This window comes from Waterburya sp., assembly GCF_058530065.1.
This window is the reverse complement of the sequence record NZ_JBZNBU010000055.1, coordinates 1-14,061: the sequence shown is the minus strand read 5'-3', so window position 1 is coordinate 14,061 and position 14,061 is coordinate 1. Positions and strand designations below refer to the sequence as shown.

The window sequence follows — 14,061 nt, the reverse complement described above, 5'->3', positions numbered from 1 at the left end:
TTTGTATTTCTATACATTTCCAGCCAAAGGTGCAAGGGTTTTGAGCAATTATCCCAGTTTTTCCTGGATTTGAATAGTACTTAATCAGCTTCAAGTTCTTTTTTGACAAGTGTTTCCACCTTTTTCAGCAAACCCTATTTAGTATTTAGTAACTAGAAAAATGATTCAATAAACCCTTTAAATTCGAGACCCCGCGTTCCATCTGCGTGGGATAATATCGCCGTAAGGCGCGTCTTGAAAAAGTTGCTCATGGGGGAAACCCCCAAGACCGCACTTTTCCGCAAGGGAATGCTCAAATTACTTTACCCCTTCCCCTTTGACCAGCCTTAGCAGATTAATTAGTGCGTAACATCAGTTAATAATAAAAGCACCCACCTAAATTTAGATGAATGCTTCAATTTTAATCAAATAATTTTGATTGACTGAGGCGTTTACGCTGCACCTTCAGCAACGGGATAAACGCTTACTTTCTTTTGTCCTCTTTTTCTATATTCAAACTTAACTACACCGTGAATCAAAGAATATAGAGTGTCGTCTTTACCGCGACCAACATTGTTACCAGGGTGTACGCTAGTACCTCTTTGACGTACCAGAATGCTTCCTGCTTTTACTTCTTGTCCGCCATAGCGTTTTACACCAAGTCGTTTGGAATTAGAATCGCGACCGTTACGAGTACTACCCGTACCTTTCTTGTGAGCCATTTTGTTTTATCCTCTCTAAACTTTACTATTATTATTATCTACTTATTCTATTCAGCAGTAGTTACTTCTGCTTCCGCCTCTGCTCGGGCAACGACCGAACCGTTTAAACTAATAGAATTAATCATCAAGCGAGTTAATTCTTGACGGTGACCGCGTTTTTTACGGGTTTTCTTTTTAGGCTGCATCTTATAGACAATGACTTTCTTGCCCCGTCTGTGACGCATTACAGTACCTTCTACAGTAGCACCTTCAATATAAGGACGACCGACAGTCACATCATCGTCGTTATTAACCAATAAAACTTTGTTTATGGTGTAGTCAGAGTCGGGATCGGCAGCTAATAAGTTGATGTCATAAAAACGACCAGGCTCAACTCTAATTTGTCCACCACCTATTTCTATAATTGCGTAAGTCATAATATTTTATCTTTGTATGTATGCCGTAAGGGTAGCCACGAGAAGAATAGATAACTAACTGTAGTGCTAGCTATGTTTGTTTCTAATGGTGTGGCGTTTATGAAAAACCCAATCCGAGCAAGTTACTTGATGCCCAATCTATAATTATTGCGATCGGCTCTAAGTTTGTCAAGTACTGAGACAATGATTATTGGGCTAAAGTCTTAGCTGCTTGAGTATACTTTTGCCCTCGAAATCACATCTAATATTACGAAAGTCGATCGCACTCTCTAGTAGTTACTTTAATTATCTGGCTGCATTCCCGAACCTACGGGGGCGATGGAATTCAAGTTTAATTCGGGTAGATCTTGTTCGACTTGGCGTAAATTCCATTCGTTTTTAAACAATAATACTGGTCTACCCCAGTTATCTTTAACAGTAATCGAATTGAAAATCCGACCAGCCCCCTCTAAAGCTTCCCAGCCTCCATATACCCAACGGGCGACGCTGTAGGGTAAAGGTTCGATTCTAGTTTCGACGTTGTATTCGTTTTGCAGGCGGAATTGTACCACTTCGATTTGTAGTTGTCCTACTGCTGCGAGAATGGGATCGCGTTTGAAGTCATCATTGGAATACATAATCTGAATTGCTCCTTCTTCCCTGAGTTCGGTAATTCCTTTTTGAAACTGTTTGAATTTAGAAGGGTTGGGATTTTTCAGATAGGCAAAGATTTCGGGAGAGAAACAAGGAATACCTTCATATTCGAGTTTTTTACCGTTGTAGATTGTATCGCCGATCGCAAATACCCCTGGATTATTTAAACCAATAATATCTCCTGGATAGGCTTCATCTAAAGATTCTCTTCCTTGAGCAAAAAGCTTTTGGGGACGAGACAGGCGCACTGTTTTACCCGTGCGAGCGTGTTGGACGGTCATGTCTTTTTCAAACTTACCCGTACAGACGCGAATAAATGCCACGCGATCGCGATGTTTGGGGTCCATATTTGCTTGTAGCTTGAAGACAAACCCCGTAAATTCTCCATAGGTAGGTTCGATGACCCCCAAAGAAGAATTGTGTGCTTCTGGTTGTTGGGCGTACTCTAAAAAGGCTTTGAGGAATAGTTCTACCCCAAAGTTAGTCATGGCACTACCAAAGAAAATTGGAGTCATTTTTCCAGCATGGACTTGTTCTAGAGCAAATTCTGCGCCAATTTCGTCTAAAATCTCTAATTCTTCTTTTAGCTGGTAATAGAGTTCTTCGTCTAAGTAGTTCATCAGGCGCGGATCGCCCAATTCCATCACAGTATCCGATGCGGCTTTGCTACCATGAGATTTGCGTTCAAATAAGTGTACCTTGCCTTCGCGACGGTCATATACTCCTTTAAAGCGATCGCCCATGCCAATCGGCCAATTTACGGCATAGGTTTGCAAGCCCAGTTCTTGTTCGATTTCATCGATTAGCTCGAAAGCATCTCTACCAGGACGGTCTAATTTGTTGACAAAGGTAAAGATCGGCAGCGATCGCAACTGACAAACTTCAAATAATTTGCGGGTTTGAGGTTCTAGACCTTTAGCTGCGTCAATCAACATCACCGAATTATCCGCAGCAGCTAAAGTACGATAAGTATCTTCACTAAAGTCTTGGTGTCCTGGAGTGTCTAATAAATTAATCTGAAATTGATTGTAGATAAACTGCAACACTGTAGAGGTAATCGAAATTCCTCTTTGTTGTTCCATTTCCATCCAGTCGGAAGTTGCCTTGCGTTGTTCTCTTCGAGCTTTTACAGCCCCTGCTTCGTGAATTGCACCTCCGTATAAAAGGAGTTTTTCTGTCAGGGTAGTTTTCCCCGCATCGGGGTGAGAGATAATGGCAAAATTACGACGGCTGGCTACAGCCTGTTCGATTTCAGTCTGGAGTTCTACGGGCATGAAAGATTTATTTGACAGCAATTGTTATGAATATTATATCTTCCCAGATGTTACTTAGCCTGAGTTTGGCTTAAGGGAAGACTCAATTATTTGGCTATTAAGAGCAACTCTCCATAATTCTGACTAGAGATCAAATCCAATCTTCATCATCATCTTCTTCTTGATCTAGATTACTTTGACTATCGGGTTTCTGATCAGTGGGAATTTCTAAGGAATCGCGATCGCTGGTGGAATTTTCCCAATCTTCGTCGGCTAATTCTTCTTCATCAAAATCTGCCGATGTTTCGGGAATATATTCCCTCCCTGGTTCGGTAAAAGTTGGTTCGGGCAAAATATCGGCGGGTTTTTGACCGTCTATCTCTGTAACTACCAAATCGTCAATATAAGCTAAAAAAAGATTTCCTTGTGAGTCGCAAATAGTTGCCGAACTAGATGTTTCTGCTTTTTCTCGATTAAATAGTTCGTCGATCAAACGGGAAGGATTAGTTTTATTTGCTTCTCCATTAATACTTAATAAGATATATTCATTTCCCGTTCTCCTGTGTCTGACAATGGTAGCCATAAAAATTCTGGTTAAACTAATCTCTCAAGTTTACTTTACAGTTGCCCCATGACTGCGAGGATCGGTATTGCTATTAGCAGTAACTTTTACTTTAGGTTCAAACTGAGAAACTTGCCCTGTTTGATTGGCATAGGGAATGGGATTGTTAGCAATTAAAGCATCTAAGTCTGCTTCTAGAATGCCTTTGGGTTGTTCTCCGATCGATTCGGCGATCGCTTCTCCTGCTGCGTTCGTAAAGACAAAATGGGGAATACCATCGACGCGGTAGCGCAACATTTCGGGTAGCCATTTAGTATTATCAACATTAAGCATCACAAAATTAACCCGATCGCCATACTTTTGTTTGATTTCCCCTAAATCTCCTGCCATTGCCTGACAGCTAGTACACCAGTCTGCATAAAATTCAGTCAGAGTTGGTTTATTATTACTAAATGCTACTTCTAAAGGAGTAGACCGTTTAACCTGAGATTCTAAAGAAAGAGGGTTGGTTTCGGTTTTTAAGCCCAGAAATAGAGCAATACTTAAAACGATCGCAGCGAGGGCGATAACAATATTGCGGACGGAATTATTGCTATTAGGTTCTAGTTGTTGTTCGGTTGCCATTGATTCATTTAATTGATAGATATAAATATCCTAATCAAAAAGGATAAAACAAGGGAGTTAAAATAATCGTAATCGACCAAAATAAGATGTTTAGGGGAATGCCTACCCGCATAAAATCGGTAAATTTATAACCTCCAGGACCATAGACCATTAAGTTAGTCTGGTAGCCAATAGGTGTAGAGAAACTAGCAGACGCGCCGATCATAATAGCGATCGCAAAAGGCATAAAATTGACACCCAGATTTTGAGCTAGAGCCAAGGCAATGGGAAAGACTAAAGCAGCAGCAGCATTGTTAGTAATAGCTTCGGTAAGTAAATTAGTTACGGCATAGATAATTGCCAAAGCCAACCAAGGGTTATCTCCTGCAAACTGGACTAAAGTAGATGCGATCGCTCCTGCTGCACCCGTGGATTCTAGGGCTTGACCGATGCTCAATGCCGAGCCAATCACTAACAATACCGACCATTCGATATTCCTCAAGGCTTTAATCGAAGAACAACAACCCGTAGCAATGGTAATCACCGCTGCTAAAATTGCTGCTTTCAACATACTCATTATGCCCAAGCTAGAAAGTATGACCATGCCCAGCAAAATAATCATCGCTAGGGGAGCTTTTTCGTGACGTATTGGTTCGGAGTTGGGTATGCCGTTAACTAAATAGAAGTCATTGGAAATTCTTTGCTGGGATAAAAATTTGGCATTGGCTTCTAATAATAAAGTATCCCCTGCTTTAAGGCGAATGTTACCGATTTTTCCTGGTAAACGTTCCCCATTACGAGCTACAGCTAGTACTACAGCATTATACTGGGTACGGAACTTACCTTCGCGGATGGTTTTACCCAACATGGGACAAGTATTAGAAACTACTGCTTCGATCAAACAGCGATCGTCACGGGGAGTGTCCAGCTTGAATACTTGATCTGTAGCAGGTTGTAAGCCTCGCAAGCGGTGTAAATCTAACATGGAATCGATCGTGCCAATAAACACCAAGCGATCGCCTTGTTTGAGAATTTCTTGAGGACTTACTGCAGGAAATATTCTTTCATCGCGGACAATTTCCATCAGATATAAACCAGGAAGGTGTCTCAACCCAGCTTGCTCGATACTTTTATTGGCTAAAGTACTGTCCGTCGAGACCATCATTTCTACGGTGTATTGCCTAACATCTTCTGTATCGCCAATGACGGGTTTGCGATTGGGTAACAACCAACTATTAGTGAGAAATAAATAAATTGTCCCCGCAATCGCACAAGGAAAACCAACTAATGCCAGATCGAATAACTTTAAGCCAGGCAAATCTGTCGCCGAAACCAGCAAACCATTTACTACCAAATTGGTGCTAGTACCGATTAAAGTACAAGTCCCGCCAAAAATCGCTGCATAACTTAAGGGAATCATTAGCTTGGAAGGACTAATTCGCAGTTTGCGCGACCAATCGCTCACCACAGGAATAAACATTGCCACGACGGGAGTATTATTCAGAAAAGCACTCATTCCCATCACTGGTGTCATCATGCGGAAAAGAGCAGCATTTTGTCCCTTGGGCATTCCCAACACTCTTTGAGAAATCCAATTCATGCCTCCTGTTTGAGATAATCCCGTCACTACAATGTAGACTACAGCTACCGTAATCATCCCAGGATTGCTAAAACCCGCTAGTGCTTGTTGTTCTGTTAATACGCCAATGATAAATAAAATTGCCGTCCCCCCCAGAAAAACTATTTCCGCAGGTAAAGAAGTGATGGCATTAAGTATAAATACGGCAATAGCAACGGCGATCGCTAATGCGGCTTCCCAATCTAAATCGAGGCTAGGAGAAGCCATGATATAGGAGAGTAAACCTACTACAACAGAAGCACCAAACCCCAAGAATCCCAAGGCAATCCAGTGTTTCCAAGTCTTTGGAGCTAAGATACGACGCGATACTCTTCTTGCTTCCATAGCTTTACATTCCTTAAGGAATTTTAATTAAGTGTTATTAACTAAAAGCCAGTGTATCATAAACAAATATCAGATAAATTTCAAATGTTTTGTGATGCAATTTGAATTTAATTCAAAAGTCTAGTTCTACTTAGTCCAAATTAAGTCAGACTTAAGATAGTACGAGAAGTCAAGCCGATAAAAATGAGACAGTCAACTAATAGATCGGAAAATACGAATTCAATTGAATCTTTGATGAGAGATAATTTCTTATTTAGAGATTTAGATCGGTCTTTATTGGCTAAATATTTTACGCCCGAAAAACTTATTGCGGAAAAACTCTATTCGAGTCGCCCTATATATAATGCTTTTGGCAGCGATACTTCTTTAGAATATTTATATGCGATCGTTCAAGGGGGACCCATCGTAATTCGCAGCACTCCTTTAGACCGTATTATTGATATCACCTACGGGAATAGTTGTTTTGGAATGCGAAATTTAGCCTGGAATTTCGGTAATTTCTCTCGCACTTTTCCCAGCCTTGCAGAAGCTTATAAAACAACCGATGTCGTCAAAATACCTTTAGCAGCAGTTAAAGCAATTCATCAAGAATGCGAAATCTTTCGCCAGCGTTATGAATTGATGTTTGAATTGCAAGAAAAATTTCAATACCATTTGCTCAACTGTAGTACCTATCCTCCCCAAGCAGTAGCAGCTTTATTAAGAGCTTTGATTTACCAAGAAAGGGAATTGGGCAATCAACCCAACCAAGACGGGGTATTTGTCTTCGATTTGCCCGTCGAAATTATTGCCAAGGCTTGTCAGTTAAACCATCGCACCGTGGAACAAGTCCTCAAAGGCATGAGTAAAATTGGGATTTTAAAACAGCAAAAAGGTTCGCAAAACGATTTGGTTTATGTCATGAATCCAGAAGAATTAAAAGTAGTATATGGGACAACCAGGGATAAGGTTTCTTGGTGGCCTTTGAAGTAATTATTTATCTTGCTGAGGTTAATTGGTAAAGTATAGACCGATAAAGCGATCGCATCATCTTTAGAAAACAGCCTGATATTATCCTGATACTAAAAGATAATCACAGACAAAATTAAACTGGCGATCGCAATAACTAACAAGATTATTTTGCTATTGTGGTTTTTTTGGCGCTCGCTCTTCTTCTTAATCGAGGTAGGAGTACTTTTTAGACTAGCAGTAAGTCGGTCGATTGTCTTGATTTCATTGGAGTCGGATAATCCAAAAATTGGCGCGAGGCTAGCACGATTGATTCCTGAAGCGGATTTATTGGCGGTGGGTGGATTAGTTGGTGTCTTCCCTGGGTTTGATGTGGTAGCGGGAGTGTAGATATTTCTGCGATATTTATGAACGTAAACTTTAGTTTTCTGAGAATTGACTATATTATTGGCTTTGGTTTGACGTACTACTTTATCGAGTAATTTCGCCTCGATATAAGAATAGCCCCGACTGAGGGAATAAATAGCTTGCTTGAGATCTTGAGTGAAACTCTCTTTGAGTAAGTAACCCGAAGCACCAGCCTTTAAAGCCCAAGCAATATATTGAGGATTATCGTGACTGGAGAGCATAATAATTTTGGTAGCGGGGGAAACTTGCCTAATATATTTGGTGGCGATAATTCCGTTCATTTTAGGCATTTCAATATCTAGCAAGACAATATCTGGCTTGAGTTTTTTGCTTAAGGCGATTGCTTCAAGACCGTTGCTTGCAATACCGACGATTTCTATTTTGGCTTCATTTCTTAAAATAGCTTTTACTCCTTCTTGTATGAGATATCGATCGTCTACGAGGAGAATTTTAATAGTCATAAAATTTTAGTAATATATCAAAATTAATTGTTTGCTATTCAAACTTGGATAATAAAAGATTAAATGATATAACCGCTCAATTTGATCTTTTTTTAACCTTTTATAAAGATAACTGATAAATTATTAGCTGGCATTTCAATAACTTGTTGCAATTGCAAATTAGCCCGATCTGCTATGTCTATTACGGTTTCGAGATTTCTGACTCCCCATTCAGAATTGCGATCGCGCAAAGAGCGATCGAACCGTTGATTGCTTTCTGCTGTATGTTCTCCATGAAGTTTGAACGGGCCATAGAGATAGAGCATTCCTCCTGAAGGTAAAATTTCTTCTGCCCCTCGAATCAAGCCCAAACAAGCAGACCAGGGAGCTATATGAATCATGTTGATATTGACGATCGCATTAATTTTAGATTCCCTCAGAGCTTCGTGCCAATTATCTTGAGTTACGTCAATCGATAAGGGCAGTGCTAGATTATCGACTCCCATGGCATTTTTCCAAGCAATAATACTTTCTCTAGCTGTAGGATTAATATCGCTAGGAATCCAATGCCAAGATTGGGTGCGCTCGGTAAAATAAATAGCGTGTTCTCCCGTACCGCTAGCGATCTCTAAAATGTTACTTTCTGGAGCTAAATATTTACTTAATATTTCTAAAATTGCTTCTCGATTGCGTTGAGTTGCAGGGGCATATTGTCTGAGATCCATTGTAAATTGCGTAAACGAATGAGATCGAGCTTTGTTATTGTATATTAAATAATTGAGAAAATGTGTATTTTATGATTATTTGTCTCAAAAATATAGATCGATAATCTCAGAAAATAGACAATTAAGGATCATAACTATTTGTTAGAAGCGCAAATGCTTCTTTACAATCCTTTGAAGAGTTGATGTTTAATCATTTTTTTGGCTAATTATCTATTAAGATGATCGGAAATCGTTAGTGTTATAGAACGTTTTAATTCAGCTATTTAGGTATATTAAATGATTAATATTTTATTAGTAGACGATCAAGCTCTTCTTTGCGAAGTCTTGAAAACATGGCTTGATATCGAACAAGATTTACGAGTAGTAGGAGTTGCTCATAATGGAGAAACTGCGATCGAACAGGTAGAAAAACTTCAGCCTGATATTATCTTGATGGATATTGATATGCCTCAGATGAATGGCTTGAGTGCCACTAAAATTATTTCCCAGCGTTTTCCTCAAGTTAAAACAATCTTTTTGAGCGGTCATGATGATGATGCTTATTTAGGTAAATCTTTAAGGGCTGGAGCAAAAGGTTACTTACTAAAAAATACTACTGCTGAAGAATTGGTACAAAAAATTCGTTCGGTATATAACGATGTTGACTCCTTGGATGGGGAAGATAATAGCAAAACTGTAGAAACTTTAAAAAGTCAACTAGATGAAATAATTGAAACCTACAGACAAAAATTCCTCGATCGCCTGGCTGAATATGAAAATACTCTAATTGAGAGCGATCGCAACATTGAGTTAGAACAAAGATACGAACAACGTATTAGTGAAATTGAAGATAAGTTATATGCCAAACAAGCTACCAAGATTAACGAACTAGAATACAAAAATCAATCTAGTTGGGAATCCGTTAGAAAAGAATTGATTAATGTCAACAGTCAATTCAATCAAGCAAATCGCAATTTAGCCCTACAATTTAATCAACAGATTAACCACCTCAAACAAGATTTAGACGGTAAACTTACAGAAGCTTTAGAAGATTGGTCTCGTCAAAGAGCAGCACTTCAAGAATGGGCAGTTCAAAGAGATGAAATGCGTCCTTCTTTAGAAGAACTTGAATTGAAAAATCGCCAGGAATTGATGAGTGTAGTTAATCCGATCAGATCTTCTTTTAGGGATGTAGATAAGCAATTTAAAAAAATGCGCGTTTGGATAATTGGTAGTAGTATTCTGGCTTCAATTGCCTTAATTATTTCTGGTTATTTATTAGTATCTCAAATTCAAGCGGGTAATTTTCCTTTTTATGTTCCTGCTACTGAAGATATTAATAATTGATCTCTGTATTTATGCTGTAAAATAAGTTACTTTTCCTTCAATTATATTAACTATAAGTAATTTGTTTTACATTTAAAGGTAAATTAAAAACCGCATTTTTTAGGATTTACATTATTAGTTTTGATTGTTATTCTAATTTTATAAAGTATTGATATGTAATTATTTTACTTTAGTAATTTAAAATACATATTTGATTAAAATATGGAAAATATCAGAATTCTAATCGTAGAAGATGAATTAATAATTGCTAAAAATTTAGCTAAAAAGCTAAAAAACTTTGGCTATTTTGCCGATCGAATAGTTTCTTCAGGACAAGCTGCAATTGAATGTGTTGAACGAGAGCTTCCCCATCTAATTTTAATGGACATTGCTATCAAAGGTGACATGGATGGGATCGAAACAGCTACCAAAATTAAATATATTGCGGATATTCCATTTATTTTTTTAACAGCCTATGCCAACGATAAAATTATAGAAAGAGCTTCTAGAACTGGTGCTTATGGATACTTAATTAAACCCGTTCGGGATCGAGAATTAAAAGCTACCATCGAAATGGTATTGAGCAAGCATCAAGAGCATTCAGCTATTCAACGTACTTTACAATCCACAGTTCATGAGTATTCATCCCAGTACGATGATATCTATAAAGATCCTTTGACTAATTTACCCAATCAATTATTTATTAGAGATATTTATGATTACTTTTCTGAAATACTAAAGTCAAAATCCCTCGACGAAGCTAATAATATAAAGCTAGTAGCTGTTTTTAATATTTATCTAGATCGATTCAATAAGATAGATAATTATTTACATCAAGAACAACAAGATAAATTAGTCCAAGAAGTAGCGAAGCGTCTGAATAATTGTCTCACTAGTCAAGATTTTGAAAGTGTTTTAATATATCTAGAACGAAATAATTATGCGATTTTATCGGCTTTAGATAAAAAAATCACAGCTTCTGATTATGGTCATCAAATTATCGATGAATTAACCAAAGCATTTCATATTGACGACCTAGAAATATTTCTACTTCCCAGTATTGGTATTGCTTTTAATCCTCTTGACTCTGAGAGCATTGAAGAGTTATTAAAACAAAGTAAAAAAGCCAGAGAATATGCCCAAAAACAAGGAGGTAATTCTTGTCAGCTATTTACTTTTGCTTTTAATGTGAAAAATTCTCGCGTCTCGGAAAATTTAACTATGGAGTCGTATTTACATCACGCTCTGAAGAAACAAGAATTAGAACTATACTATCAACCACAAATTAGTCTTAAAGATAATTCTATTGTGGGAGCGGAAGCTTTAATACGCTGGAATCATCCCCAATTAGGCAGAATTACGGCGGATCGATTTATTCCTTTGGCAGAAGAAAGCGGTTTAATTAGACCGATTAGTCAATGGATTCTCAACTCTGCTTGTCAACAGATCAAAATATGGCACGATTCGGGACTAGATTTTTTGAAGCTGGGGATTAATATTTCAGGATTTCAATTCAGACAGTCGGATTTATTTCATCAGATGACACAAACTTTGTTTAATACATCTTTAGATCCGCAGTTTTTGGTATTAGAATTAACTGAAAAAATTTTAGTAGAAAATATTAAAACGAATATTCAAAGATTGCACCTCTTAAAAAAAATAGGTGTAAAACTAGCTTTAGATGATTTTGGTACGGGGTATTCCTCCTTGGGTTATTTACAACAATTTTCTTTTGATATTCTCAAAATAGATCCTTGTTTTATTCGCGACTTGGCGAAAAATAATACCAATAAAATAATTACTAAAAATATTGTCGATTTGGCTCACAAATTAAATTTAACCGTGATTGCTGAGGGAGTTGAAAATGAAGCAGAATTACAATATCTAAAACAGTGTCAATGCGATGAAATTCAGGGCTTCTTATATAGTCATCCTTTACCAGCATCAGAGTTTAAAAACTTAGTTGTCAATCAAAAACAAATAGTCCATAAGATTGCCAAATAAATTGAAATGACAATATTTTAACTAAATTCTCTCCTCAAAGATATGTCCATATTTTCTGAAGATTGTAAAATTCTAATTGTTGATGATGATAGTTGGAATTTAGATCTGATTTCTAGAATTTTAACCAGAGCCAATTTCCAAGTTGATACTGCGATCGATGGTATTGACGCTATTTGTAAAATAAAAAAAAATCTTCCCGAATTAATTTTATTAGATGGAATAATGCCGAAACTCGATGGTTTTGAAACCTGCCATCTTTTGAAACAAGATTCTATGACCAAGGGAATTCCCATTATTTTTATGAGCGCTTTGGTAGAGCAAGAAAAAAAAGTTAAAGCCTTTAAATTGGGGGTAAGCGATTATATTACCAAACCTTTTCAGAAAGCAGAATTGCTAGCTAGGGTTGAATATCAACTAGAATTGGTTAATTTACGCTATGCTCTAGAAACTAAAAATAAAAGACTGGAAGCAGAAATTAATCAAAAATATGAAGCAGAACTATCTCTATTAAATACAAACGAACAATTATCAAATGCCAATCAGACTTTAATTGCCGAGATTGAAAATCGCAAAGCTATTGAAATCAAATTACAACAAGAAATAGTCGAACGCCAAATAGCAGAAAAACAAGTTAAAAAATCTTTACAGGAAAAAGAACTATTACTCAAAGAAATTCATCATCGAGTTAAGAATAATCTTTATATTGTTTCCAGTCTTTTAGAATCTCAAAAAGATTATATTATCGATAGTCAATTAATCAAAATCTTAGAAAATAGTCGCAGTCGAATTATGTCTATGGCATTAATCCACGAACAGTTATATGGCGACTTTAGTTTATTTCAAATAGATTTTCAACAATATATTATAACTTTAACAGATTACTCGATTGACTCTTATTTTACGGATAATATTGCTTTTAAAATAACTATTCCTCAGATATATCTCAACATTGAAACAGCTAATCCTTGTGGTTTAATTATTAATGAATTAATATCTAATGCTGTAGAACACGCTTTTGTAGGTCGAGAGCGAGGAAAAATAGCTTTAGATTTTCAAGAAAATTCCCATCGAGAATTTAGCTTAATAATTAAAGATGATGGTATTGGGTTTCCCGAATACAAGGACTTTTTTAATAGCGAGTCTTTAGGCTTAGAATTGGTTGTCACTCTTGTAGAACAGTTAGAAGGTCAAATAGAGATGAACAATAGCAATGGCACAGAAATCAAAATTACATTTAAAGAATTAAATTACAAAAATAGAATTTAATTACGTTGTTATAATTTGATTATGTGATATTTAATAATCTTATTCAATGCTGGAATTTATCTCGATCGCCTCTGCATTGTTAATAGATCGAGCAAAAGAACCCAATTTTATCGAACTTCAAAATAAACTAGAAACTTATGGGTTTCAGGTTCGTATTGCTATTCCCCCAAACCCTGGGCTTCCCGAATCGAGAGGAGATTTCCCCCGCAGAAATTTTCGCCAACCCTATGGTGTTTTCAATGCTGCTAGTAAATCTATTTGGATCAATCCAATTGTGTTTGAATTGGGAAATAGTCAGCCTACTATCGTTCACGAAGCCGTTCATGCAGCCCAATTTTGTAAAGGAAATGGCAAATTACAAAGTTTGGGTTTGAAGATCGAACCAATTTCACAAGCGCAACCTTTCTTTAAAAGATATACCAATACCAGACGGCAAAATTTAGAGAAAGAAGCATATACCGTACAAAGCCAAACAAATAGTGTCAGTCTAGCCATGTCTTTACTAGATCGATATTGCTAAACAACCTGAGTTCGGGATAAGAGAATTGCTCGAAGAGAATAGTTTTTAGTTTTTAGTTTTTAGTTCTTATCCCTTTTTTCTCAGACTCACAAAAGAGGGTTAAACCAGGTTTACTTAGAAAACTATAGTTTGAATCATATATTGAGTGTTTAACCTTCGGTTAGTTATTAGTTATTAGTCATTGGTGACAAGTTAAGCTAATTTATCTTTAGTCAACTACTATCGATAGTTTTATTCATAAGTTTTTAATATTTACTGATATTACGCAAAAGCTGTAACTAGAAGATAAAGCCTCTAGGCTCTAGGCTTTAGGC

13 protein-coding genes are annotated in these 14,061 nt (G+C 37.0%); 5 read left to right on the top strand and 8 right to left on the bottom strand.

Annotated features, from left to right (window positions below):
• Positions 1 to 431: 431 nt before the first annotated feature.
• The 6 genes from rpmA to AC33VI_RS03765 form a co-directional block, all read right to left on the bottom strand.
• Positions 432 to 701 (bottom strand): 50S ribosomal protein L27, encoded by a 270-nt coding sequence (gene rpmA / locus AC33VI_RS03790; RefSeq protein WP_491780939.1) that lies wholly within the window; start codon positions 699 to 701, stop codon positions 432 to 434.
• 47 nt (positions 702 to 748) lie between these two features.
• The gene (rplU, locus tag AC33VI_RS03785) at positions 749 to 1,117 is read right to left on the bottom strand and encodes a 50S ribosomal protein L21 (protein WP_491780938.1); all 369 of its coding nucleotides are present in this window, start codon (positions 1,115 to 1,117) and stop codon (positions 749 to 751) included.
• 281 nt (positions 1,118 to 1,398) lie between these two features.
• Entirely contained in the window at positions 1,399 to 3,024 is a 1,626-nt protein-coding gene (gene prfC / locus AC33VI_RS03780; protein WP_491780937.1) for a peptide chain release factor 3, read from the bottom strand.
• Positions 3,025 to 3,154: 130 nt separating this feature from the next.
• Entirely contained in the window at positions 3,155 to 3,586 is a 432-nt protein-coding gene (locus AC33VI_RS03775) for a hypothetical protein (RefSeq protein WP_491780936.1), read from the bottom strand.
• Between the two features lie 30 nt (positions 3,587 to 3,616).
• Positions 3,617 to 4,189 (bottom strand): thioredoxin family protein, encoded by a 573-nt coding sequence (locus AC33VI_RS03770; RefSeq protein WP_491780935.1) that lies wholly within the window; start codon positions 4,187 to 4,189, stop codon positions 3,617 to 3,619.
• Between the two features lie 34 nt (positions 4,190 to 4,223).
• Positions 4,224 to 6,131 (bottom strand): SLC13 family permease, encoded by a 1,908-nt coding sequence (locus tag AC33VI_RS03765; RefSeq protein WP_491780934.1) that lies wholly within the window; start codon positions 6,129 to 6,131, stop codon positions 4,224 to 4,226.
• 183 nt (positions 6,132 to 6,314) lie between these two features.
• On the opposite strand from AC33VI_RS03765, the gene AC33VI_RS03760 reads away from it, so the two are divergent.
• Positions 6,315 to 7,103: a cyclic nucleotide-binding domain-containing protein gene (locus AC33VI_RS03760; RefSeq protein ID WP_491780933.1), complete on the top strand. Its 789-nt coding sequence runs from the start codon at positions 6,315 to 6,317 to the stop codon at positions 7,101 to 7,103.
• An 89-nt stretch (positions 7,104 to 7,192) separates the two neighbouring features.
• Here AC33VI_RS03760 and AC33VI_RS03755 read toward each other — a convergent pair whose 3' ends face one another.
• Positions 7,193 to 7,948, bottom strand: coding sequence for a response regulator (locus AC33VI_RS03755; protein ID WP_491780932.1), 756 nt, complete (start codon positions 7,946 to 7,948; stop codon positions 7,193 to 7,195).
• Positions 7,949 to 8,040: 92 nt separating this feature from the next.
• Positions 8,041 to 8,652 (bottom strand): DUF938 domain-containing protein, encoded by a 612-nt coding sequence (locus tag AC33VI_RS03750; RefSeq protein WP_491780931.1) that lies wholly within the window; start codon positions 8,650 to 8,652, stop codon positions 8,041 to 8,043.
• A gap of 276 nt (positions 8,653 to 8,928) precedes the next feature.
• On the opposite strand from AC33VI_RS03750, the gene AC33VI_RS03745 reads away from it, so the two are divergent.
• The 4 genes from AC33VI_RS03745 to AC33VI_RS03730 all read left to right on the top strand — a co-directional run bounded on the left by AC33VI_RS03745 (position 8,929) and on the right by AC33VI_RS03730 (position 13,747).
• On the top strand, positions 8,929 to 9,978 hold the full coding sequence (locus AC33VI_RS03745; protein ID WP_491780930.1) for a response regulator: 1,050 nt from the start codon (positions 8,929 to 8,931) through the stop codon (positions 9,976 to 9,978).
• 201 nt (positions 9,979 to 10,179) lie between these two features.
• On the top strand, positions 10,180 to 11,961 hold the full coding sequence (locus AC33VI_RS03740; RefSeq protein ID WP_491780929.1) for a two-component system response regulator: 1,782 nt from the start codon (positions 10,180 to 10,182) through the stop codon (positions 11,959 to 11,961).
• Between the two features lie 42 nt (positions 11,962 to 12,003).
• Positions 12,004 to 13,227: a response regulator gene (locus tag AC33VI_RS03735; protein ID WP_491780928.1), complete on the top strand. Its 1,224-nt coding sequence runs from the start codon at positions 12,004 to 12,006 to the stop codon at positions 13,225 to 13,227.
• A 46-nt stretch (positions 13,228 to 13,273) separates the two neighbouring features.
• The gene (locus tag AC33VI_RS03730; RefSeq protein WP_491780927.1) at positions 13,274 to 13,747 is read left to right on the top strand and encodes a DUF8637 domain-containing protein; all 474 of its coding nucleotides are present in this window, start codon (positions 13,274 to 13,276) and stop codon (positions 13,745 to 13,747) included.
• The last annotated feature ends 314 nt before the right edge of the window (positions 13,748 to 14,061 follow it).

Coding starts and splice junctions, on each gene's coding strand:
- AC33VI_RS03750 (WP_491780931.1), bottom strand. CDS start 8,652: ATGGATCTCAGACAATATGCCCCTGCAACTCAACGCAATCGAGAAGCA.
- prfC (WP_491780937.1), bottom strand. CDS start 3,024: ATGCCCGTAGAACTCCAGACTGAAATCGAACAGGCTGTAGCCAGCCGT.
- AC33VI_RS03740 (WP_491780929.1), top strand. CDS start 10,180: ATGGAAAATATCAGAATTCTAATCGTAGAAGATGAATTAATAATTGCT.
- AC33VI_RS03770 (WP_491780935.1), bottom strand. CDS start 4,189: ATGGCAACCGAACAACAACTAGAACCTAATAGCAATAATTCCGTCCGC.
- rpmA (WP_491780939.1), bottom strand. CDS start 701: ATGGCTCACAAGAAAGGTACGGGTAGTACTCGTAACGGTCGCGATTCT.
- AC33VI_RS03730 (WP_491780927.1), top strand. CDS start 13,274: ATGCTGGAATTTATCTCGATCGCCTCTGCATTGTTAATAGATCGAGCA.
- AC33VI_RS03735 (WP_491780928.1), top strand. CDS start 12,004: ATGTCCATATTTTCTGAAGATTGTAAAATTCTAATTGTTGATGATGAT.
- rplU (WP_491780938.1), bottom strand. CDS start 1,117: ATGACTTACGCAATTATAGAAATAGGTGGTGGACAAATTAGAGTTGAG.
- AC33VI_RS03745 (WP_491780930.1), top strand. CDS start 8,929: ATGATTAATATTTTATTAGTAGACGATCAAGCTCTTCTTTGCGAAGTC.
- AC33VI_RS03755 (WP_491780932.1), bottom strand. CDS start 7,948: ATGACTATTAAAATTCTCCTCGTAGACGATCGATATCTCATACAAGAA.
- AC33VI_RS03765 (WP_491780934.1), bottom strand. CDS start 6,131: ATGGAAGCAAGAAGAGTATCGCGTCGTATCTTAGCTCCAAAGACTTGG.
- AC33VI_RS03760 (WP_491780933.1), top strand. CDS start 6,315: ATGAGACAGTCAACTAATAGATCGGAAAATACGAATTCAATTGAATCT.
- AC33VI_RS03775 (WP_491780936.1), bottom strand. CDS start 3,586: ATGGCTACCATTGTCAGACACAGGAGAACGGGAAATGAATATATCTTA.